Here is a 21,220-nt window from a genome sequence, read left to right on the forward strand (position 1 = left end):
AAAGCCCAAAAGCTCAAACAGGCGTATGAACTGGCACAGCTACGGCAAAATGCCGAGCTGTCGCAACAGGCACTTGCCGCCAAAATGGGCGTATCGCACAATTTCAAATCAGCTCATCGGTCAAACTGTGGCCAAGTCTGCACTCCACACAGGTTGAGGCTTTATCGACACGTTGGAGGGGATTGCATTGGAACTTGCCGGTATGGATTTGGGCACGTGCGCTATCAGCATCGACAGCTGTCAGGACGGCCTGGCCGTCTGCTCTGGGCATAAAAAAGCCCCCGTATGACGGTGGCGGTTTCAGACGGCCTGTGATGGCGGCGGATAAACACCGATCTGCCACAGCAGCGACAAATGGTCGAACTGGGCAAACTCGCGCACAATCCTGCCGTTTTTCAAACGGTAGAGATTCATAGCCGAAACTTTTACCGCCCGATGGCTGGGCGCATAACCTTCAAATTCGCCCTGATGCGTCCCCACCACCGAAAAACGTGCCACCAGCACATTGCCCTCGCCCACCACTTCCTCCAAATGCCAAACCGCATCGGGAAATCCGCTGCGCAGCCGTTGGAGAATCGCCACATAACCCTCGGGGCCGGTATATTCGTGTCCGCTGACCGGCGCCCTGAACACCGCTTCAGGCGCAATCAATTCTTCGGCCAACGGCAGGGAAGCCGTATTCAAAAACATCACAAAACGCTGCATAAACGCCTGATTTCCGATTTGGCTCATGGCTCTTGTCCTTTTACTTGCCCGCAAACAGTGAAATGCATCATACGCCAAGAACGGATTTTTTTGTAGTCGCATGTAATTTCCGGCCATGCCGCCGGCCTGCGGGCAGCTATGCCGCCTCCGGGCTGTTTTTCCCCACCGACCGCCAGCCCCCGCTAACCGGAATTTACCCGACTGCCCCTTTATTTTCTGCGGTACGGCCGTCATGATGCGGTTTTCCACTAACCGAGCAAGGCACACTCATGAACCTCCAAAGCATTCTCAACCAAGTCCTCAACAGCGTACAGAACAACACACCGGTCGGCGGCCGCAGCCCGTCGCCGTTAAACGGTCTGGGCGGCGGTATGCTGACAGCCGGCATTCTGTCGATGCTGATGAAAAAGAAAAGCACCAAATCGCTGGCCAAGGCGGGATCGGTGGCGGCTCTGGGTATGCTGGCCTATCAGGCCTATCAGAGTTGGCAGCAAAACAGCCGTCCGCAGGCCGCCGCACCCGCAGCCGACCAGTTTGCCCACAATCAGGCCGACGGCGAAGCACACAGCCGTGTGATTCTGAAAACCATGATTGCCGCTGCCGCTTCAGACGGCCTGATCGATGCACAGGAGCGTGCGATGATCGAGCAGGAAGCCGTGCAGTATCCGCAGGAACAGCAATGGCTGGCACAAGAGTTCAACCGTCCGGCTTCCGCAGCGGAGGTCGCCGCAGCCGTCGGCGGCCGCCCTGCCTTGGCGGCCGAAGCCTATCTGGCCGCGCGTATGGTCTGCGACGAATTATCGCGCAAAGAAATCGTGTTCCTGTCGCAACTGTCGCAGGCATTGAATCTGGACGACCAATTGGTTGATGCGCTGGAAAAACAGGCCGGTTTTTAAGCCTGCCGCTTATCCGCTTTCCCCAAAAAAACGGACAGGCCGTCTGAAAAACACGAAACGGTTTTTCAGACGGCCTCAGTATATCTCCCGTATGCCGCCGTGCAGCCGGAAATGCTCAATCCACAGCCAAAAGTTTTTCCAGCATACGCTCATACACCGCAGACAATTCGTCTATCGCGGCCAATTCGATATGCTCGTCAATCTGGTGAATCGACGCATTCACCGGCCCCAGCTCGATCAGTTCGCGCGCCACAGCTTTGATAAAGCGGCCGTCGGACGTGCCGCCGCTGGTAGAGAGTTCGGCCTGCACACCGCACACTTCGGCAACTGCCTGACGCGCCACATCGGTCAGCCGTCCGGCCTCGGTCAGAAACGGCCGGCCGGAAAGCGACCAGACCAAATCGTAACAGAGGCCGTGTTTGTCCAAAATATCGTGCACCCGCTGTTTCAGCCCGCTGTCGGTGGACTCGGTGGAAAAACGGAAATTGAACCAAACGTCCAGCGTGCCGGGAATCACGTTCGTCGCACCCGTTCCCGCACGGATATTGGAAATCTGGAAACCGGTGGGCGGAAAATAGCCGTTGCCGCTATCCCAGGTTTCGGCACACAGCTCGGCCAGCGCGGGCGCGAAAATGTGGACGGGATTCACGGCCAGATGCGGATAGGCGATATGCCCCTGTTTGCCCTTGACCGTCAGCCTGCCCGAGAGCGAGCCGCGGCGGCCGTTTTTAATCGTATCACCCAAACGGTCGACCGCCGTCGGCTCGCCGACCACGCAGTAATCGATGGTTTCGCCGCGCGCTTTCAAGACATCGACCACTTTGGTGGTACCGTCATGCGCATCGCCCTCTTCGTCCGATGTAATCAAGAGCGCGATGCTGCCCTGATGGTCGGGCATACGGGCAGTCAGGCGTTCGGCTGCGGTCACGAATGCGGCGATACTTGTTTTCATATCGGCCGCACCGCGTCCGTATAATTTCCCGTCGCGCTCGGTGGGCACAAACGGCGGCGAAGTCCATTTTTCTTCGGGGCCGCTGGGAACGACATCGGTGTGTCCGGCAAAACACACCAGCGGTGCGCCGCTGCCGCGCCGCGCCCAGAAGTTTTTCGTCTCGCCGAACGGCATTTCCTCGACGGTAAAACCGGCCGCGTGTAGCCGTTCGGCCAAAATCGTTTGGCAGTTTTTGTCGTCGGGCGTAACCGAGGCTTGGGCAATCAGTTGTTTGGTCAAGGCCAGCGTATCACTCATCAATGTTTCTCCACACAAAAGGCCGTCTGAAAACGGTTTCCGCTGTTTTCCGGCCGACGGTAAAACCGTTTGCAGCGGTTTCAGACGGCCTTAAAACGGCTTGAAGCGCGCCAGATGGTAAACCGCAACCAGACACAGCATGGCGGCGGCGTAAAACAGTCCGGCGCGGCGGCTGCGCGGTGCGGCTTTCAAGGCTTTCAGGCCGCTGAAAATATAGGCCAGCACCAGCAGCAGTTTCACGCCCAGCCAGTGGGCATTACCGAACGGTGTCCAATGTGCCAGCGACATCAGCCACAGGCCGGTAAACAGCAGCAGCGTGTCGTTCAGGTGCGGCAGCACGTTCAGCAGCCCCGGCAGCGGTTTTGCGGGTTTGGCCGCCCGCAGCCAGAAACGCAGGTTGAACAGCACGGCGGTTACCGCGACAAAGAACATATGGCTGTGTTTGACCGTCAAATACATGGTTGGTTTCCTTTTCTGTTTCCGCCGTATTCCGCTCAACGTTTGGCTACGGCCAGCAGATACGGCGGATGATTGCGCTGGTTGGCAAACTGATAGCGCAGAACCTGAAACACGCTTTGCGGCAGATTTTGCGCCCACTGTTCAATCACAGCGGCTTCCGCCCGCCCCGCCTCATGCCCGCTGTACACCACGGCCAGCAAAAGGCCGCCCGCATCCAGCCTGTCCGCAGCGGCCGACAAGGCAGCCACGCTGGTTTCGCCTGTTGTGGTGATGCTTTTGTCGCCGCCGGGCAGGTAGCCGAAATTGAAAACGGCCAAACGCAGCGGCTGAGCCACCCATGCGGCGAGATTCTGATGGCCGTCGTGTATCAGCGACACCCGCGCGGCCAAACCGCGTTCGGCCAAACGCGCCGCCGTCGCTTCCAGAGCCTGCGTCTGTATGTCAAACGCCCATACCTGCCCGCTTGGGCCGACCAATTCGGCCAGCAGGCAGGTATCGTGGCCGTTACCCACCGTACCGTCCAAAACGCAGTCGCCCGCGCGTACCTGCTCACGGATTAGGTTATGGGCAAAATGCAGGGCTGACGGTAAAAGCATATGCGTAAAAAAGATTTGATATGGCTTAAAAAGGCCGTCTGAAAACGGCATACGGCCGCTTACAGCCCCAATTCGTTCAAAAAGCGGATATCGTCGGCCCAGCCCGATTTCACCTTCACCCACACTTTCAAAAACACTTTGCAGCCGAACAGTTTCTCCATATCCAGCCGCGCTTCGGTGGAAATTTTCTTCAGCTTTTCGCCGCCTTTGCCGATGACAATCGGCTTCTGGTTTTCCTTGTCCACCAGCACGGCGATATAGATGTGGTACATGCCGCCGTCTTCTTTAAACTGTTCGACTTCCACATTCATGGCATACGGCAGCTCTTCGCCCAAATAGCGGAACAGCTTTTCGCGCACAATCTCCATCGCCAGAAAACGGCTGGATTTGTCGGTAACCATATCCTCGGGATACAGCGCGATGCCCTCGGGCAGCAGCGGTTTGAGTGCGGCCGCCAGATTCGCAATCCGCAGGCCGTGTTTGGCACTGACCACTTCGTGACCGACAAAGTCGAACTCCGCGCGCACCGCATCGATAAAAGCCGCCAACGCATATTTGTCTTTGGCTTTCTCTTTATCGATTTTGTTCACCACCAAAAACACCGGCGTATGCTTGGGCAACTGTTTCACCACCACTCGGTCGGCATCGGTCAGCCGCATCGCCTCCACCACCAAGACCACCAAATCCACGCCGCTCATCGCCTCGGTGACATTCAGATTCAGGCGGTCGTTCAGTGCGTTGCGGTGGTCGGTTTGGAAACCGGGCGTATCGACAAACACCAGCTGCGCGGTTTCATCGGTATAGATACCGGTTACCTTGTGCCGCGTGGTTTGCGCTTTTTTACTGGTAATACTGATTTTCTGGCCGATTAGGTGGTTCATCAGCGTCGACTTGCCCACATTCGGGCGGCCGACAATCGCCACAAAGCCCGAACGGTAACCCTCGGCCGCAGGCTGTGCGGCAAAATATTGTTCTGTATCCATCAAATTGTCTCCCTGCCCTTTCAGACGGCCCCCAACGGAAGATCAGGCCGTCTGAAAACCGGTCAAACCACATCAAAATCGAAATCCGGCGTATCGGAATATCCGTCCACATTCAGACGGCTCAGTAGGTCGGATACTTGTATCCGACAACCCCAACCAATGCCGCCACACAAGTCGGATTCGAGAATCCGACCTACATTCAAGCTCCCCCGGTAGATCGGATACTCGGTATCCGATACCCCAGCAGCCGATACCACCGCACAAAGTCGGATTCGGGAATCCGGCCTACTTTGTTTTTAACGGCTTGGCGGCAATCAGCCAGTCGAAGGCTTCTTTGGCGGCCGTCTGTTCGGCAGCACGGCGGCTGCCGGCCCGGGCATAAGTGATTTTGCCCAATTCGCCCAAATCGCAGGAAACAGTAAACTCGGCTTCGTTGCCCTCGCCCGTCTGCTGCTCGATGCGGTATTTCGGCAACGGCAGACGGCGGGCCTGCAATGCTTCCTGCAACAGCGTTTTGGCATCTTTGCCCTGATGCTTGAAATCGGCCTGTGCCACACGCTGCCCGAACAGGCGGCGTACAACGGCTTCGGCTGCGGCAAAACCGGCATCGAAGCTGACGGCGGCAAACAGGGCTTCCAATGCGTCGGCCAAAATCGACGGACGGTCGAAACCGCCGCTTTTCAACTCGCCGCCGCCCAGATACAGCGCATTGCCGACGTTCAGACTGCGCGCGATTTCGGCCAGCACGTCCTGATTGACCAAATTGGCGCGCAACCGCGAAAGCTGGCCTTCCGGCACATCGGGAAACGCATCGAACAGCATTCTGGCTACCGTGTAATTCAAAACGGCATCGCCGACAAATTCAAACCGTTCGTTATGCTGCGAAGAATAGCTGCGGTGGGTCAGCGCACGTTTCAATAAGGCTTCATCACGGAAAGTATGACCCAAAGCCCGCTGAATCTGTTGCAGGGCGGCCGTTTTCAGTTTCGGATTCATCAAATATTCCACTTCTCGGCTGCGGTTAAAACCGCTCGTTTTTATCCAGATAACGCCACTGCCCGGGCGGCAGCCTGCCCAGTTTCACCCGGCCGATGCGGATGCGTTTCAGCCCCACCACTTTCAGCCCCACCAGTTCGCACATCCGGCGGATTTGGCGTTTTTTGCCCTGTTTGAGCACAAAGCGCAGCTGGTCTTCATTCTGCCATTCCACCTGTGCCGGACGCAGTTTTTCGCCGTCCAGACTCAGTCCGTGGTTGAGCAGTTTCAAACCCTCTTCCGACAAACGCCCCTGCACGCGCACCAGATATTCTTTTTCCGCTCCGCTGTCGCCGCCGATAAGCTGTTTGGCGATGCGTCCGTCCTGCGTCAGCACCAGCAGGCCCACCGAGTCGATGTCCAGCCGTCCGGCCGGTGCCAAACCCTTTTTATGGCTGTCGCGGTATTCGACACGGCTTGTGTCGCCCGACCAGCGGTTTTGCGGTGTAATCAACTCCAATGCGGCGCGATAATCTTTTTCCGGCTGGCCGCTGACATAGCCCACCGGCTTGTTGAGCAGCACCGTTACCCGCTGCGCCTGCGATTCGTGCGCCTGTTTGTTCAGATCAATGCGGTCGGACGGCAGCACTTTCTGCCCCAATACCGCCACCCGGCCGTTTACCTTGACCCACCCCTGCTCTATATAACTGTCGGCTTCGCGCCGGCTGCACAAGCCCAATTCGGCCATACGTTTGGACAGGCGGACTGCTTCCTGATTCATGACTGTCTTTCCCTACTTTTCATTTCAGACGGCCGGCACCGGCCGCAAACCGCACCGCCCTGTTCAGCGTACCAATCCCAAACGCACGCCCAAACCGATAAACACCATACCGCTGATGCGGTTCATCCAGCGCGCCAAAAACGGAAAACGGCGCAGCAGACGACCGGCCGGTGCGCCGGACACCGCGAGAAGCAGGCACCACAGCAGACTGGTGGCCAAAAAAGTCAGCCCCAGCACCAGGAAGGGCACCGCCGAGGCAGCGGCAGAAGGTACAACAAACTGAGGCAGCAGTGCGAGAAAAAACAGCACGATTTTCGGGTTGAGCAGATTGGTCAGCAGACCCTGCACAAACAGACGGCGGCCTGCCGGCATATCGGCGGCATCATCCCATTCCGCCGGCGGCGTACGCCACATTTTCACGCCCAAATACAGCAGATACAGCGCGCCGCCGTATTGCAGCAGAGAAAACAGCAGCGGCGAATGCGCCACCACCTGCGCCAGACCGAACGACACCAGCAGTACATGCACCAAAATACCCGTACATATGCCCGCTGCCGACCACACACCCGCTTTGCGCCCCTGTGCAATACTGCGCATCAGAATATAGACCGTATCGGCACCGGGCGTGAGATTCAAAATCACAGCCGCCGCAAGAAAACCCCAATAATTTTCGACCCCGTCCACTTTACTCCCTCCTGAACCGAACTGTGCGGCAATACGCCGTAACCGATACAGGCCGTCTGCAATCCGGACAAGGCGCGGAAAAGGACAAAAACGCGCCCGGACGGGTTTCAGACGGCCTGTGTACTCTGTCCCGCTGTTTTGGCACGGTTGCTGCCCGCCACCATGTCCAGCACAAACAGGCGGCAGTCGAGATTGCCGTTATACAGCGGGATTTTCCGTTTGGGCGACAGGCGCATCAGTTTGGGCATTTCGCGGTCGCCGGTAAACATGCCGACCGTCCAACCCGCATAATGCTGTTTGAGCCAGCTGCCCAATTGTGGATACAGCGCGTGCAGCGCGGCCGTTTCGGCCAGACGCACGCCGTAGGGCGGGTTGGACAGCATCAGACCGCCCGCACCGTTCGGGCGCGCGTCCTGTGCATCACAGGTCTCGAAACGGATCAGGCCGTCCACTTCGGCCGCACGGGCATTTTCTTCTGCCGCACGGACCATACGGCGGTCGTTGTCGGAAGCGGCAACCGGTGCGGTCATTTCAGCGGCCACAGCGGTTTTGGCCGCCTGTTTTTCTTTCACCCACAAGGCTTTGTCGAAATTTTTCAGCCGCTCGAAACCGAAGCGGCGCATCAGGCCCGGCGCGCGGTTTTGCGCTATCCATGCCGCTTCAATGGCCAGCGTGCCGCTGCCGCAGAACGGATCCTGAAACGGCTGTGTACCGTCGTAACCGGCCAAAAGCAGCAGTCCGGCCGCCAGATTTTCGCGCAGGGGCGCATCGCCCGTATCCTGACGGTAACCGCGTTTGAACAGGCCTTCGCCCGAAGTGTCGATAAAAATCTGCACGGTTTTATCGTCGAGAAAAACATGGACGCGCACATCGGGGCGCATTTTATCCACACTCGGACGCGCACCGCAGACATCGCGGAACGCATCGCATAAAGCGTCTTTGACCGTCAGCGCGGCAAAATCGAGGCTCTTCACCTGCGCCCGCCGGCCTTCCGCTTTCACTTTGAACGTTTGTCCGGCATCAAACCAGTTTTCCCAGCGGATACCGCGCGCCAGTCTGTAAATATCGCGCTCGCTGCGGTACGCACCCTGCGTCAGGCGCAGCAAAATACGGCTGGCCGTGCGCGAATGCAGATTGATGCGGTACACCGCCGCCAAACCGCCTCTGCATGCCACGCCGCCGTCGGTAGCGGCCGTCGCGCTGCAACCCTGCGCCGCCAATTCGGCCGCCAAAACACTTTCCAGACCGCGCGGGCAGGTGGCAAATAAAGAATAAACCGTCATAAATATCCAAACAGAAAAGGCGGAACCGCCGCCGTGCCGATAACTGCACGGATTGTAGCAGATGCCGCCCGCCCCCGCCTGCTTTTCAGACGGCCTTATATATTACAGGCTTAATATATTACAGGCTCGAAGGAGCTTAACAAAACTTCACAGTATCTTTGAGCCACAGTCATCATTACTTGCGTAAGCCTGGTTCGAGTTCCTTTATTTACAATCCGTTAAATTCGAAGAAACCCAACTATGCCTCTCTGCTACAATAGCGGCTTTTTTCCGCCCGCCCCGCTTATGCCCGATGATTTTGCCCGCCGCCTGATTGACTGGCAGCACCGGCACGGCCGCCACAACCTGCCTTGGCACAGCCGCGACCCTTACCGTGTCTGGCTGTCGGAAATCATGCTCCAACAAACCCAAGTCGCCACCGTGCGCGAATATTTCCCGCGCTTTGTTGCCGAGTTCCCCGATGTCGCCGCGCTGGCCGCTGCCGCTCAGGACGACGTACTGCGCCTGTGGGCGGGTTTGGGCTATTACAGCCGCGCACGCAATCTGCACCAAGCGGCCAAACAGATTATGACGCAGTTTGACGGCCGTTTTCCGCAATCGCGCGGCGAATGGGAAACCCTGTGCGGTGTCGGCCGCAGCACCGCCGCCGCCATCTGCGCGTTCACGCTGAACCGGCGCGAGGCCATTCTCGACGGCAATGTCAAACGCGTCTTATGCCGCGTATTCGCCCGAGACGGCGACCCGGCGGACAAAACGTTCGAAAAACGCCTGTGGGCATTGGCCGAAAGCCTGCTGCCGCCCGATGCCGCCGATATGCCCGCCTACACGCAGGGACTGATGGACTTGGGCGCCACCGTCTGCAAACGCGGCAGACCCGACTGTGCCGCCTGCCCGATGCAGGCGCGCTGCCTGGCTTATGCGCAAAACCGCACGGCCGAACTGCCGCGCCGCAAAAAAGCCGCCGCCCCCGTACACCTGCCCCTGTTCTGGCTGCAACTGCGCACGCCCGACGGCCGCCTGCTGCTGGAAAAACGCCCGCAAAGCGGCATTTGGGCGGGTATGTACTGCCTGCCCTGCTTTGAGAACTTGTCCGAGCTGTACCGTTTCGCCGCCGCATACGGCCTGACACCCGACGATTTGACCGAACACCCCGCCATCGCACACCGCCTGACCCACCGCCTGCTCGATATTACCCCGTTTTCCGCCGTACTGCCCCAAGCACCCGCCACAGACTCAGGCTGGCAAAACGCACAGCAAATCCGCCAAAGCGCGCTGCCCAAACCGTTAAGCAGCTGGCTGGCACAGCAAAATCTGCTTTGAAGGCCGTCTGAAACCCGCTTTGTCCGTTTGCGCACACGTAAGTCGGATTCTTGAATCCGACAGGCGTGGTCAGCCGGATATTGATTTCGCCCCTACCCGTTCACGGCAGCTGCCGGTCGGACTGTTCAATCCGCATAAAAGCGGCAATCGGATACCGGCATCCGGCCTATCCGTTCTCCCAAAAACGCCCCCGTTTTCACTTCACCACTCTGACAGTAGGTCGGATATTCATATCCGACACCTGCCGTGAACAGGCAGTTGTCAATCACACTCTGAAATCCGCAACCGACAACAGTCGGATACCCGATTCCAATATTCTGCCGGCCGGCCGCATTTTCAGACGGCCTGCCGTTTCAAGCCGCCCGCTTTTTCGCTACAATCCCTTCCATACTGCTTATTCTGCCGGAAAGAACGTTATGCGCGAACCCGCCCCCGCTTTACCGGATTTGTCCGCCCTGCGCCAATGGCTCAACGATTACCGGAACAGTCAGTCCCCCGACGACGCAAAGCTGCTGGAAACCGCACTCGCTCTGGCCGAAAATCATTATCCGCCCGATGCGCGCACCGAGGCGGGCGAGCCGCTGTTCAGCCACCTGCTGCATGCCGCACAAATCGTTGCCGGTCTCGATCTGCTGCCCGAAGCCGTGGCCGCCACCCTGCTGGCCGATCTGCCCGCCTATCTCGACAACTGGCACAGCATCCTGACCGAACAGTGCGGGCGGCAGACTGCCGAAATGGTGCGCGGTATCGACGAAGTGCAGAAACTCACCCACTTTGCCGATGTCGATAAACTCGACACGCCCGAAGAGCGCGCCGCCCAAGCGGAAGCCATGCGCAAAATGCTGCTGGCGATGGTGGGCGATATCCGCGTGGTCTTAATCAAACTCGCCCTGCGCACCCGCACCCTGCAATTCTGCAACACCCTGCCCGACAGCCCCGGAAAACGCGCCTTAGCCAAGCAGACGCTGGATATTTTCGCCCCGCTGGCCAACCGCTTGGGCGTATGGCAGCTCAAATGGCAGCTCGAAGATTTGGGTTTCCGCCACCACAACCCCGAAAAATACAGGGAAATCGCCCGTCTGCTCGACGAAAAACGCACCGAACGGCTCGAATACATCGATCATTTTCTCGCCACCCTGCGCGCCGAACTGGACAAATACCCGATCCGTTACGATGTGGCCGGCCGACCGAAACACATCTATTCCATCTACAAAAAGATGGTGAAAAAAAAGCTGGATTTCGACGGCCTCTACGACATCCGCGCGGTGCGCATTCTGGTAGACAGCATTCCCGAATGCTATACCACGCTGGGCATCGTACACAGCCTGTGGCAGCCGGTTCCCGGCGAATTTGACGACTATATCGCCAACCCCAAAGGCAACGGCTACAAAAGCCTGCACACTGTTATCGTCGGCCCGCAGGACAAAGGCGTGGAAGTGCAGATCCGCACTTTCGAGATGCACCAATTCAACGAATTCGGTGTCGCCGCCCACTGGCGTTACAAAGAAGGCGGCAAAGGCGACGCGGCCTACGAACAGAAAATCGCCTGGCTGCGCCAGCTTTTGGACTGGCGAGAAAATATGGCCGACAGCGGCAAAGAAGACTTGGCCGCAGCCTTCCAGACCGAGTTGTTCAACGACACAATCTATGTGCTGACCCCGCACGGCAAAGTTTTCTCCCTGCCTGCCGGTTCCACACCGATTGATTTTGCCTACGCGCTGCACAGCGATTTGGGCGACCGCTGCCGCGGTGCCAAAGTGGACGGCCAGATTGTGCCGCTTTCCACGCCGCTGGAAAACGGTCAGCGGGTGGAAATCATTGCGGCCAAAACCGGCAAACCGCCGGTCAACTGGCTGCACGAAGGCTGGGTCAAAAGCCCGCGCGCCATTGCCAAAATCCGCGCCCATATCCGCGCGCAGAATGCCGAGGCGGTACGTGAAAGCGGCAAACACCAGTTTGAAAAAGTCCTGGCTAAAATCAGCCCCCGCCCCAACCAGCAGGCTTTAAGCGAAAAACTGGGCTTTGCCGACATCGAACAGCTCTACACCGCCATCGGACAGGGCGACATCACGACCCGCGCGGTGCAAAAGGCCTGCGGCGCGCTCAGCGAACCCGCCCCGCCGCCGCTTAACGAAACCAGCATCGTCAAAAAATCCAAAATCGGCAGCAGTCAGGGCGGTATCCTGATTGACGGCGAAGGCGGCCTGATGACCACACTGGCCAAATGCTGCAAACCCGCCCCGCCCGACGACATCACAGGTTTCGTGACCCGCGAGCGCGGCATTTCCGTCCACCGCAGCAACTGCCCGTCGCTGCACCACCTCGCCCGCACCTCGCCCGACAAAGTCCTGCCCGCCGCTTGGGCCGACAGCGTTTCCGACCGGATTTTTGCCGTGGACATCGAAATCCGCGCCCAAGACCGCGCGGGGCTGCTGCGCGATGTGTCCGATGCGCTGGCGCGCCACAAAATCAATGTAACCGGCGTGCAGACCCAGTCGCGCGATCTGGAAGCCTGTATGCGCTTTACCCTTGAAGTCAAACAGGTCGGCGACCTGCCGCGCGTCTTGTTGGGCCTGAGCGAAGTCAAAGGCGTATCGAGCGTCAGCCGCCTGTAACGGAGGCCGTCTGAAAAACGGAATATGCAGAACGGCCGGACCGGGCAGGTGTCGGATAACGGTGGGACGGATAGCTGTATTCGATTTTCTTCTATCTGCTTGAACCGTCCGATCTGCCATTATGTCGGATTTGAAAATCCGACCTACTATTTATCCATTGATATCCGTGATGTTATATCCGTGATGGAATCATTGTGAACATCGGATTGAAGCCCGCCCGCCACAGCAGGCCGTCTGAATGGCAGAAATGCCTGCCTATCAGACAGGCAGAGAACGGATAACATACCGGCCGCCACCGTTTCAGACGGCCTGTTCCTTGATATTTGATTCTGAAAATGATATTGCCTTGATGACTGCCTTACTGATTACCGCCGCTCTGCTGTCGGCCGCCGCCCTGCTGGCCGATGCCGCCGTTTTCCTGCTGACCCGTACGCGCTGCTACCGCCGCGCCGAAGATGTGCCCGAATGCGATTTTATGCTGGTGCTGGGCACGGCCAAATACGTGGGCAGCCCGCCCGTTGCCAACCGCTATTACGGCAACCGCATCCGCGCGGCCGAAACCCTGTGGCGGCAGGGACGTATCGGGCAGATTATCGTCAGCGGCCACGGCCTCAACAACAGTGAAAGCGAAACCGCCCATATGCAGGCCGACCTGACCGCCGCCGGCATTCCGCCCGAAGCCGTCTGGCAGGACCGCGCGGGTTTCCGCACACTCGACAGCATTATCCGCTGCCACCGGGCGTTTCCCGATGCCCGCTTCTGCATCGTTTCCCAACCGTTCCACAACCGCCGCGCCCTGATTCAGGCACGCGCCGCCGGCATGAATGCCGTTGCCCTGCACGCAGAAGCACTGGGCTGGCGCAACGGCCCGCGCGTGATGGTGCGCGAACGCTTCGCCCGCCTGCGCCTGTGGTACGATCTGATAACCCGCACCCGACCCTCCGCCACGCTGGAACAGGAGCCGCTGCGGCAGATGCACGGTACCGCCCGCCATTGACCGGCACGGCGCAGCACGCAGGCCGTCTGAAAACCATGTTTTGCCCGCAGCAGCGGGAAAATAAACCGCATTCAGACGGCCCGGCGGTTTCCCTAAACCGTCAAACGGGTTAATATATAAACAAATAAATCTGCGGCCGCCATACCCGGCGGCCATACCGTTCCGAGGACTCCGTCATGAAACCGTACCCGATTTCCGCCCTGCTCTGCACTCTGCTGCTGGCCGCATGCCAACCGAACCCCGCACCCGCCCCGGCCGCGCCTGCCGCCTCCGATACAGCCGCAGCCTCCGCCACACCGGATACTTCCGGCTTCTACGGCACCGACATCCGCCGGGACGACATCGGCGGCGATTTCACGCTGACCGGCGGCGACGGCAAACCGTTCAGCCTCAGCAGTCTGAAAGGAAAAGTCGTCCTGCTGACCTTCGGCTACACCAACTGCCCCGACGTCTGCCCGACCAGCCTGGTTACATACAACGATGTTTTGCGCCAATTGGGCGGACAGGCAGAAGACGTGGCGGTGGTGATGGTCAGCGTCGATCCCGAACGCGACACGCCCGAAATCACCGGCCGCTACGCCGCCCAGTTCAACCCCGGCTTTATCGGTTTGAGCTCGGCCGACGCGCAAAACATTGCACAAGTCAAACAGCAATACCGCGTGGTTTCCGCCAAAGCCGCCCCGACCGGCGATAATCTTTATCTGGTCGACCACACCGCAGGCACATTCGTTATCGACAAAGCGGGCGAAACCGTCCTGTTCGAACCCTACGGAAAAACCGCAACCGAGATCGCCGCCGATGTGAAAATCTTGTTACAATAAAACGTCCCACACCACAGGCCGTCTGCATTCAGACGGCCTATTTCAGAAAGTCTGCCCATGTCCGAGCACAGTCTCACCATCGCACTCTCCAAAGGGCGCATCTTTGAAGAAACTCTGCCGCTGCTGGCTGCCGCCGGCATCGAGCCTGCCGAAAACCCCGAACAGTCGCGCAAGCTGATTATCGGTACCAACCGTACCCATATCCGCCTCGTCATCGTGCGCGCCACCGATGTCCCCACCTACGTCCAATACGGCGCAGCCGATTTCGGCATTGCGGGCAAAGACGTGCTGACCGAACACGGCGGCGAAGGCCTTTATCAGCCTTTGGATCTGCAAATCGCCCGCTGCCGCATGATGGTAGCCGTCCCCGAAGGATTCGATTACGCACGCGCGTCCCAACCGGGCAAACGCCTGCGCATCGCCACCAAATACCCCGACATCGCCGCCCGACACTTTGCCGCCAAAGGCGTACACGTGGACATCATCAAACTCTACGGCTCGATGGAACTCGCCCCTTTGGTCGGCCTGTCCGATGCCATTGTCGATTTGGTTTCTACCGGCAACACATTGAAAGCCAACAAGCTGCAAGCCGTCGAGCACATCAGCGACATTTCCAGCCGCTTAGTGGTCAATAAAGCCGCACTGAAAGTCAAATACGCCGCCATACAGCCGATTATCGACGCTTTTTCACACGCCGCCACGGCCGACGACCAACCCCCGAATATCTGAGGAGAACGAAATTATGAAGCACCTGCTGATCGAACTGACCCAAACCCAAGCCGCCGATTTGAACAAAATCCACGAACAAGACTGCTGTGTCTGGCTGTTCGTCCCCGCAGGCCGCGACAGCCTGCCGCTGGATTTGGCCGAAAGCCTGTGCCGCTTCGGCAGCCGGGTTCAGTTTATCCGCATGGCACACAAAAGCCGCGACAGCCTGGGCTTTTATTTCAGCTTCTACATCGGCCGCATCACATTGGAAGATCCGGCCGCCCAAATCATCATTCTTTCCCAAGACGAAGGGTTCGACCCGCTGTTGCAGCACATCGGCCAAAGCGGACTGGCCGACCACACCCTGCGCCTGAACCAAATCGGCGGCAAAGCGGCCGCACCGCTGCACCAACCCGAAACACCGCCCGAAAAGGCCGCACCGGAAAACGACCCGCCCGATCCGCTGGCACAAAAACATTTCGAACTGTGCCTGAAAAAAAGCATCGCCGGACTGGCCGCCGCCGACACGCGCCCTGCCGACAGCGACGGTTTGGCCAAACTGCTGAAAAAAATCCTGACCGCCGATGCCCGCCGTCTTTCCAAAGACAAACGCAAAGCCCTGCTGCAAGATATTCAGAACCGTCTGTTCGAACTGGGCTTTGTCCGCGACGGCCATTCAGACGGCCTGACCTACCGGCTGCACGCCGCCGATCTGGAAGCACGCCTGACCGATGCCGTCCGCCGCTGCAAACCGCGCAACAAAAACGCCCTGTTCACCCTGATCCGCAGCCACGCCGAACCGCTGCTGCAACACAGTTGGAGCGAACAGATTGCCTACGACATCTGCCGCCGCCTGGCCGATGCGGGCCTGCTCAACCTGCACGGCCAGCGTGTGCTGTATCCCGTCGCGCCTGCTGCCGAAGCACAAATAACCGAAATCCCCGCGCCGTCCGGCCGGACCGCGCCCGTTTCAGACGGCCTCACACCGGCCGCCGCCAAAGCACTGGCCACCCTGCGCAAAATCCACCGCACCAAACCGCGCCAATACGATAAACTGATTAACTCGCTGGTGCAGTGGCTGCGCAGCAGCGAAGACGAAGCCCGTGCCGCTGCGGCCGAACTGCTGGCAGCGGGCTACATCCGGCAAGAAGATCACGGCGGTATCGCCTACACGCTGTAAACCGCGCCCCTTTAATATTATTTTACCGGCCGCGAAACCCCGCCCGTTCAGACGGCCTGCCAACCACCGCAAACCACACCATGAAACATCTCGACACCCGCTCCCCCGATTTCCAAACCGAACTCGAAGCCCTTTTGGCCTTTGAAACCGCGCAAGACCCGAAAACCGAACAGATTGTTGCCGACATCTGCGCCGATGTGCGCCGACGGGGCGACGCGGCCCTGATCGAATACACCAACCGTTTCGACGGCACGGCGGCACACAACATGGCCGATTTGATGCTGGATCAAAACGATTTGCAGGCCGCATTCGGCCGCCTGCCCGCCGATATTCAGACGGCCTTGAAAACCGCCGCCGCCCGCGTGGAAAGCTACCACCGCCGCCAAAAACTCGAATCCTGGCACTATACCGACGAAGACGGTACGCTCCTGGGCCAGAAAATCACCCCGCTCGACCGAGTAGGCATTTACGTTCCCGGCGGCAAAGCGGCCTACCCCAGCAGCGTAATCATGAACGCCATGCCCGCCCATGTGGCCGGTGTAGGCGAAATCATCATGGTCGTGCCGACACCGCGCGGCGAACGCAACGATATTGTGCTGGCGGCCGCCTATGCGGCGGGCGTAACCCGTGTTTTCACTATCGGCGGCGCGCAAGCCGTCGCCGCGCTGGCCTACGGCACCGAAACCGTCCCGCAGGTCGATAAAATCACCGGCCCGGGCAATGCCTTTGTAGCCGCCGCCAAACGCCGCGTCTTCGGCGTGGTAGGCATCGACATGGTCGCCGGGCCGTCTGAAATTCTCGTGATTGCCGACGGCACCACGCCTGCCGAATGGGTGGCAATGGATTTGTTCAGTCAGGCCGAACACGACGAAATCGCCCAAGCGGTTTTAATCGCCACCTCCCAAACCTATCTGGACGACGTTCAAACCGCGATGGACAGACTGATGGCCGAGATGCCGCGCCGCGACATCATCGAAGCCTCACTCGCCAACCGCGGGGCGTTCATTTTGGCACGCGATTTGGACGAAGCCTGCGCCATCGCCAACTTTATCGCGCCCGAACATTTGGAACTGTCCGTCGAAAACCCGCAGCAGTGGGCGGAAAAAATCCGCCATGCCGGCGCTGTCTTTATGGGACGCTACACCAGCGAAAGCCTCGGCGACTACTGCGCCGGCCCCAACCATGTCCTGCCCACCAGCCGCACCGCCCGCTTCTCCTCCCCCTTGGGCACATACGATTTCCAAAAACGGTCGAGCCTGATCCAAGTGTCCGAAACCGGTGCACAGATACTCGGCCAAACCGCCAGCATTCTGGCACACGGCGAAGGCCTGACCGCCCACGCCCGCGCAGCAGAAATGCGCCTGAACGGTTCGAAGGGAAAATAGCCCGCCCAAAACACACCGACACCGCTCAAACCCGCCAGTTATCGGTTTGAGCGGTGCCGGTGTCGGATGGGAATCCGGCCTGCCTTGGAAAAAACGACGGTTGAAGAAGCGGTTTCCCAGTTAAACGCTGCCTGTGCAGATATGGCCTGGTGGTACAGCCGGTCGCCGCAAGCCATCGATCATCTGACTTTGGACGATTTTGCTGCCTTTCAAAAAGAAGCAACCCGCCAAATGAAGGCGGGTTTCAGACAAGGTATTTAGTTTGATGCGGCGCGGAATTTGTGCCAAGTGAGCAGCCTGGAAACCGCGCTTGCGAGCAGAAAGCCTATACCCGCACAGAACGGCGATGCCAGACAGGCGGCGAACATACCGTCTGAAAGCAAATGGCGAAGGCTTCCGCTGAGAAAACCCGCTGCCTGTTTTCAGACGGCCTATCTGTGATGGTTTGTACGCGGCAAAAGTTCAATCCCGCGCGCTGATTTTGTCGGACTGCGCCACCTCGTGCGGATTGATGCGCTCCTCGTCTTCCTGCCCCAAACCCACCAGACGGCGCAGGCGGGTCATATAGGCATTCACGTCCAAACCGCGGCCGAACCGCTGCGCTTCCCATACCGTTTCGGCCAAAGCCTCAATCATTTCATGCTCGGCCGCCACCCAGTCATCATCGTGGCGTGCGCACAATTGGCGGTGCAGCGCGCGGATACCGGGCGGCTGGTCGATACCGGCCTGCTCCTGAACCGATAAATGCAGCGACAAATGCAGAAACGGATTTTCTTCACCGTCCTGCGGCGTCCATACCTTATCCAAATAGTCTTCAACGTGTTCGAGATAATGCGCATATTCCGGATGTGCCTCGATAATCCGCAAAGCCTTCTGCTGCAATGCGTCCAACCCCAAAGGCGCAAAACGCTGCCGCCAAACCGAGGCAAAAAAACGGCGCACATCGTGCGTATTGACATCGTACATGCTGCACTATTCTCCAAAATGGCTTTCCCACCGTGCCGACACGCAGCATCGGTTGGATAAGCTGTGTTTTCTTACGGGTCTAACCCTTTTCGGGCGGTCAGACGGCTGCGATAAGGGCGATACAGACAAATCGCCATAGTCAGCCGTCCCTCGATTTTGCCGTTTTAACGGTTTCGGCGCACAATATGTCCTATCTGACGGTCAAGCGGCAATCGGTGCAGACTGCCCCGTTGCCTCAAAGCCGATTCAGACGGCCATTATAACAAAGGCCGTCTGAAAACGTTTCCCGCCAACGCCCCGAAACGCGCAAAGCACTATCCCCTTAACCGAGAATCGGCTATAATCTGCGATTCCTATCTGGGGGCGATCTTGGTTTCGACGGGGGTTGCGAAGCAGATGCGGGCATACCGGGGTCTCAGAAGCCCGTTAAACACTGAACGAAAATAGTCGCAAACGACGAAAACTACGCACTGGCCGCCTAAGGCCTGCCGTTGCAGCAGTTGGTCAATGGGCTGTGTAGCGCAAGCTACCGCAACGTCATTTTACATTGACTGGTTTCCTGTCGGGTTACTTGGCAGGAAATAAGATTTAAGGTAACTGGTTTCCCGAAAGCCTGTTGGTCGGCGCGAGGGAAATAAGATTTCAAATAGACGCAACTAAGTATGTAGAACGCTTTGTAGAGGACTTTCGGACGGGGGTTCGATTCCCCCCGCCTCCACCAGAATTTCTACCGGCTTGCCGATAAAAACCCAACCCCTGAAACGAATTGATTTCAGGGGTTTGGTTTTGCCCTACGCCGTGGCAGCCTCCTCCATCTATCGAGAATATCCGCCTGATCGGCTGCGGATATGGCAACTGTGTCAGTTGAGCGGACATAAGCCGGCTATTCTTGCGAATCCGCATTCGCCTTCCGCACCATTTTATTGATGACGGACACGCCGCACCGGCCGAAAAAATCCGGCTGACAGCAAACAGTCAGGCCGTCTGAAAACGGCACTGCGGCTGCATACCCGTGCGTTTTCAGACGGCCTGACTCGTTTTTTCTTTAACGGTTGGCCGCTTTGGCTGCCGATGCGCCCAGACTGCGGGGACGGGCTTTGGCTGCCGGTGCCTTCATACCGCGTTCTTTGCGGACTTTGGCAATCATTTCATCTACTTTATCCAGATTCTGTTCCCAAGTGCCTTTAAAGCGCATTTGGTATTTGCCGCCCACGATAAAGGTCGGCGTGCTTTCGATATTGTGCTGCATGGTCAGATCCGCCATCATCTGTGCCTGTGCCGGATTGCTGAAACCGTTATAGGCGGCCGCCAGTTTTTTGCCGTCAAATGCGGTTTGTGCTTCGGCCCATTTTTTGAACGTATCGGCATCGGCCAGATTGATTTTCTGATTGTACACAGCTTCAAATACCGCTTGGGAGGCCTGCTTCTTCATGCCGGTGCTGTTTACGGCGGCGGCAATGCGCGCTAAGCCCATCATATCGGGCGACCATACCACATGAATCGGACGCAGATACGTATCAGAAGCCCAAGTACGTTCCCGTTTGAGCAGCACAGGGTTCAGATTGTAGCAGTGTACGCAGAAGTAACCGAAAAACTCGGCCACTTCGATTTTTTCGGGATTCTGCTGGGTCATCGGCTTGGCCAGCACGACATAATCTTCGCCCTCCACCAAAGCGGCCTGAGCGGGCAGGGCTGCTGCCAGCGCCAATACTGTTGTGAGGATTTTGCTGATTTTCATGGTTTTTCCTTATGGCTTATTTGGCCTGACGCGCAAAACTGTCGATACCGTTTTGCTGCAATTTCCGTTTGGTCTGTGCAGCCGCTTCGGCATTCAGACGGCCGGTCTGCACGCGGTACATGGTTTTGCCGTTGACTTCGGCTTTTACCACCGAAGCGCTCACCCCCAACATGGCCAGCTTGGCACGCTGGGTATCGGCCGCACCCTGATCGGCATAGGAACCGACCTGCAAAATCACGCGGCCTTGGGTGCTGCCTTCGCGCGGCGTCGCAGGTTGTGCGGATTTGCCCGCCTCACCGTTCAAAGCCGCCTGGGCTTTCTTGCGCTCGGCCTCTCTGGCACGGGCGGCTTCGCGCGCTTTGTCCACACTGCCGTTGTCCAAAATTTCCTCAGGCGTCGGTTTTGCCTGATCGCGCTTGGGCTCGGGCTGTTTTTTGGTTTCCTGCGGTTTGGCCGCAGGTTTTCCGTCAGGTTTGGCCGGTGTTTTCGGTATCGGAGCAGGTTTCGGCTCTTCCGGTTTCGATGCCGGAGGCGGCTCGGCCGGTGTCCCGTCGATCACGATTTCGGAAGCCGCACCGGTATCGGGAAGGACATCGGAAGCGGGGGAACTGCCTGGCGCAGTCGGCGGGGTCAGCACTTCGGTTGGCGGAGCCTCGCGCCGGATTTCCGGTTCTTTAAAATCGGTTCGGCGGTTTTGATTCAAAAAGAAAACCAAAGCGGCAATAATCAACGTAGCCAAAAGCAAGCCGAGAACAAAACCCGAAATGCCTTTGCCGTCTTGTTTGTGTCGGTTCATCGGAGAGTACCTTGTATCAATAGGAAAAGGCCGTCTGAAAAATACCGCTGCATGGCTGCGGACCAGAAGCACGACCCTGAACA

22 protein-coding genes and 1 other RNA gene are annotated in these 21,220 nt (G+C 58.4%); 10 read left to right on the forward strand and 13 right to left on the reverse strand.

The features are described from left to right. Positions 1-103 precede the first annotated feature (103 nt). Positions 104-271, reverse strand: a complete 168-nt coding sequence (locus tag ORY85_RS04750; protein WP_274571106.1) for a hypothetical protein — start codon at positions 269-271, stop codon at positions 104-106. Between the two features lie 29 nt (positions 272-300). Then, the gene (locus ORY85_RS04755; protein ID WP_274571105.1) at positions 301-732 is read right to left on the reverse strand and encodes an ester cyclase; all 432 of its coding nucleotides are present in this window, start codon (positions 730-732) and stop codon (positions 301-303) included. A gap of 242 nt (positions 733-974) precedes the next feature. On the opposite strand from ORY85_RS04755, the gene ORY85_RS04760 reads away from it, so the two are divergent. Next, on the forward strand, positions 975-1,601 hold the full coding sequence (locus ORY85_RS04760) for a tellurite resistance TerB family protein (RefSeq protein ID WP_274571104.1): 627 nt from the start codon (positions 975-977) through the stop codon (positions 1,599-1,601). Positions 1,602-1,716: 115 nt separating this feature from the next. Here ORY85_RS04760 and dapE read toward each other — a convergent pair whose 3' ends face one another. The 8 genes from dapE to ORY85_RS04800 form a co-directional block, all read right to left on the reverse strand. Next, positions 1,717-2,850 carry a succinyl-diaminopimelate desuccinylase gene (gene dapE, locus ORY85_RS04765; RefSeq protein ID WP_274571103.1) on the reverse strand — a complete coding sequence of 378 codons (1,134 nt, stop codon included), beginning with the start codon at positions 2,848-2,850 and terminating at the stop codon, positions 1,717-1,719. Positions 2,851-2,940: 90 nt separating this feature from the next. Next, positions 2,941-3,309 carry a SirB2 family protein gene (locus ORY85_RS04770; protein WP_274571102.1) on the reverse strand — a complete coding sequence of 123 codons (369 nt, stop codon included), beginning with the start codon at positions 3,307-3,309 and terminating at the stop codon, positions 2,941-2,943. A gap of 35 nt (positions 3,310-3,344) precedes the next feature. Beyond that, positions 3,345-3,905 (reverse strand): class I SAM-dependent methyltransferase, encoded by a 561-nt coding sequence (locus tag ORY85_RS04775; protein ID WP_274571101.1) that lies wholly within the window; start codon positions 3,903-3,905, stop codon positions 3,345-3,347. A 59-nt stretch (positions 3,906-3,964) separates the two neighbouring features. After that, positions 3,965-4,888 carry a GTPase Era gene (gene era / locus ORY85_RS04780; protein ID WP_274571100.1) on the reverse strand — a complete coding sequence of 308 codons (924 nt, stop codon included), beginning with the start codon at positions 4,886-4,888 and terminating at the stop codon, positions 3,965-3,967. A gap of 285 nt (positions 4,889-5,173) precedes the next feature. Next, positions 5,174-5,884, reverse strand: coding sequence for a ribonuclease III (gene rnc, locus ORY85_RS04785; RefSeq protein ID WP_274571099.1), 711 nt, complete (start codon positions 5,882-5,884; stop codon positions 5,174-5,176). A gap of 25 nt (positions 5,885-5,909) precedes the next feature. Then, positions 5,910-6,644, reverse strand: a complete 735-nt coding sequence (locus tag ORY85_RS04790; protein WP_274571098.1) for a pseudouridine synthase — start codon at positions 6,642-6,644, stop codon at positions 5,910-5,912. A gap of 63 nt (positions 6,645-6,707) precedes the next feature. Next, positions 6,708-7,328: a LysE family translocator gene (locus ORY85_RS04795; protein ID WP_274571097.1), complete on the reverse strand. Its 621-nt coding sequence runs from the start codon at positions 7,326-7,328 to the stop codon at positions 6,708-6,710. A gap of 107 nt (positions 7,329-7,435) precedes the next feature. Next, positions 7,436-8,611: a class I SAM-dependent RNA methyltransferase gene (locus tag ORY85_RS04800; protein WP_274571096.1), complete on the reverse strand. Its 1,176-nt coding sequence runs from the start codon at positions 8,609-8,611 to the stop codon at positions 7,436-7,438. 240 nt (positions 8,612-8,851) lie between these two features. Here ORY85_RS04800 and mutY point away from each other — a divergent pair, with 240 nt between their 5' ends. The 8 genes from mutY to ORY85_RS04840 all read left to right on the forward strand — a co-directional run bounded on the left by mutY (position 8,852) and on the right by ORY85_RS04840 (position 17,898). Beyond that, positions 8,852-9,931, forward strand: a complete 1,080-nt coding sequence (mutY, locus tag ORY85_RS04805) for an A/G-specific adenine glycosylase (RefSeq protein ID WP_274571095.1) — start codon at positions 8,852-8,854, stop codon at positions 9,929-9,931. A 416-nt stretch (positions 9,932-10,347) separates the two neighbouring features. Further along, a complete protein-coding gene (locus tag ORY85_RS04810; RefSeq protein ID WP_274571094.1) occupies positions 10,348-12,546 on the forward strand; it encodes a bifunctional (p)ppGpp synthetase/guanosine-3',5'-bis(diphosphate) 3'-pyrophosphohydrolase in 2,199 nt (732 codons plus the stop codon). 349 nt (positions 12,547-12,895) lie between these two features. Then, on the forward strand, positions 12,896-13,543 hold the full coding sequence (locus ORY85_RS04815) for a vancomycin high temperature exclusion protein (RefSeq protein WP_274571317.1): 648 nt from the start codon (positions 12,896-12,898) through the stop codon (positions 13,541-13,543). Positions 13,544-13,719: 176 nt separating this feature from the next. Then, a complete protein-coding gene (locus ORY85_RS04820; RefSeq protein WP_274571093.1) occupies positions 13,720-14,364 on the forward strand; it encodes an SCO family protein in 645 nt (214 codons plus the stop codon). Positions 14,365-14,421: 57 nt separating this feature from the next. Then, positions 14,422-15,093, forward strand: a complete 672-nt coding sequence (gene hisG / locus ORY85_RS04825; RefSeq protein ID WP_274571092.1) for an ATP phosphoribosyltransferase — start codon at positions 14,422-14,424, stop codon at positions 15,091-15,093. A gap of 13 nt (positions 15,094-15,106) precedes the next feature. Then, complete coding sequence (locus ORY85_RS04830) at positions 15,107-16,252, forward strand: PIN domain-containing protein (protein ID WP_274571091.1); 1,146 nt, start codon at positions 15,107-15,109, stop codon at positions 16,250-16,252. An 80-nt stretch (positions 16,253-16,332) separates the two neighbouring features. Beyond that, positions 16,333-17,637: a histidinol dehydrogenase gene (gene hisD / locus ORY85_RS04835; protein WP_274571090.1), complete on the forward strand. Its 1,305-nt coding sequence runs from the start codon at positions 16,333-16,335 to the stop codon at positions 17,635-17,637. An 84-nt stretch (positions 17,638-17,721) separates the two neighbouring features. Next, positions 17,722-17,898 carry a GpE family phage tail protein gene (locus tag ORY85_RS04840; RefSeq protein ID WP_274571089.1) on the forward strand — a complete coding sequence of 59 codons (177 nt, stop codon included), beginning with the start codon at positions 17,722-17,724 and terminating at the stop codon, positions 17,896-17,898. 201 nt (positions 17,899-18,099) lie between these two features. Here the strand turns inward: ORY85_RS04840 and ORY85_RS04845 are convergent, their stop codons facing one another. Then, entirely contained in the window at positions 18,100-18,603 is a 504-nt protein-coding gene (locus tag ORY85_RS04845; RefSeq protein WP_274571088.1) for a DUF1841 family protein, read from the reverse strand. A 359-nt stretch (positions 18,604-18,962) separates the two neighbouring features. Between ORY85_RS04845 and ssrA the strand changes: the two genes are divergently transcribed. Further along, positions 18,963-19,324, forward strand: a transfer-messenger RNA (tmRNA) gene (gene ssrA / locus ORY85_RS04850). 324 nt (positions 19,325-19,648) lie between these two features. Here the strand turns inward: ssrA and ORY85_RS04855 are convergent. Both ORY85_RS04855 and ORY85_RS04860 read right to left on the reverse strand, forming a co-directional pair. Further along, positions 19,649-20,341 carry a thiol:disulfide interchange protein DsbA/DsbL gene (locus ORY85_RS04855; RefSeq protein ID WP_274571087.1) on the reverse strand — a complete coding sequence of 231 codons (693 nt, stop codon included), beginning with the start codon at positions 20,339-20,341 and terminating at the stop codon, positions 19,649-19,651. Between the two features lie 16 nt (positions 20,342-20,357). Next, positions 20,358-21,137, reverse strand: a complete 780-nt coding sequence (locus ORY85_RS04860) for an SPOR domain-containing protein (protein WP_274571086.1) — start codon at positions 21,135-21,137, stop codon at positions 20,358-20,360. Positions 21,138-21,220 lie beyond the last annotated feature (83 nt).

The sequence above is a fragment of the Neisseria leonii genome, assembly GCF_028776105.2.
GTDB classification, from domain to species: domain Bacteria; phylum Pseudomonadota; class Gammaproteobacteria; order Burkholderiales; family Neisseriaceae; genus Neisseria; species Neisseria leonii.

Coding starts and splice junctions, on each gene's coding strand:
- hisD (WP_274571090.1), top strand. CDS start 16,333: ATGAAACATCTCGACACCCGCTCCCCCGATTTCCAAACCGAACTCGAA.
- rnc (WP_274571099.1), bottom strand. CDS start 5,884: ATGAATCCGAAACTGAAAACGGCCGCCCTGCAACAGATTCAGCGGGCT.
- ORY85_RS04855 (WP_274571087.1), bottom strand. CDS start 20,341: ATGAAAATCAGCAAAATCCTCACAACAGTATTGGCGCTGGCAGCAGCC.
- ORY85_RS04810 (WP_274571094.1), top strand. CDS start 10,348: ATGCGCGAACCCGCCCCCGCTTTACCGGATTTGTCCGCCCTGCGCCAA.
- ORY85_RS04755 (WP_274571105.1), bottom strand. CDS start 732: ATGAGCCAAATCGGAAATCAGGCGTTTATGCAGCGTTTTGTGATGTTT.
- ORY85_RS04775 (WP_274571101.1), bottom strand. CDS start 3,905: ATGCTTTTACCGTCAGCCCTGCATTTTGCCCATAACCTAATCCGTGAG.
- mutY (WP_274571095.1), top strand. CDS start 8,852: ATGCCTCTCTGCTACAATAGCGGCTTTTTTCCGCCCGCCCCGCTTATG.
- hisG (WP_274571092.1), top strand. CDS start 14,422: ATGTCCGAGCACAGTCTCACCATCGCACTCTCCAAAGGGCGCATCTTT.
- ORY85_RS04760 (WP_274571104.1), top strand. CDS start 975: ATGAACCTCCAAAGCATTCTCAACCAAGTCCTCAACAGCGTACAGAAC.
- ORY85_RS04820 (WP_274571093.1), top strand. CDS start 13,720: ATGAAACCGTACCCGATTTCCGCCCTGCTCTGCACTCTGCTGCTGGCC.
- ORY85_RS04770 (WP_274571102.1), bottom strand. CDS start 3,309: ATGTATTTGACGGTCAAACACAGCCATATGTTCTTTGTCGCGGTAACC.
- ORY85_RS04790 (WP_274571098.1), bottom strand. CDS start 6,644: ATGAATCAGGAAGCAGTCCGCCTGTCCAAACGTATGGCCGAATTGGGC.
- ORY85_RS04830 (WP_274571091.1), top strand. CDS start 15,107: ATGAAGCACCTGCTGATCGAACTGACCCAAACCCAAGCCGCCGATTTG.
- dapE (WP_274571103.1), bottom strand. CDS start 2,850: ATGAGTGATACGCTGGCCTTGACCAAACAACTGATTGCCCAAGCCTCG.
- ORY85_RS04750 (WP_274571106.1), bottom strand. CDS start 271: ATGCCCAGAGCAGACGGCCAGGCCGTCCTGACAGCTGTCGATGCTGAT.
- ORY85_RS04800 (WP_274571096.1), bottom strand. CDS start 8,611: ATGACGGTTTATTCTTTATTTGCCACCTGCCCGCGCGGTCTGGAAAGT.
- ORY85_RS04845 (WP_274571088.1), bottom strand. CDS start 18,603: ATGTACGATGTCAATACGCACGATGTGCGCCGTTTTTTTGCCTCGGTT.
- era (WP_274571100.1), bottom strand. CDS start 4,888: ATGGATACAGAACAATATTTTGCCGCACAGCCTGCGGCCGAGGGTTAC.
- ORY85_RS04815 (WP_274571317.1), top strand. CDS start 12,896: ATGACTGCCTTACTGATTACCGCCGCTCTGCTGTCGGCCGCCGCCCTG.
- ORY85_RS04860 (WP_274571086.1), bottom strand. CDS start 21,137: ATGAACCGACACAAACAAGACGGCAAAGGCATTTCGGGTTTTGTTCTC.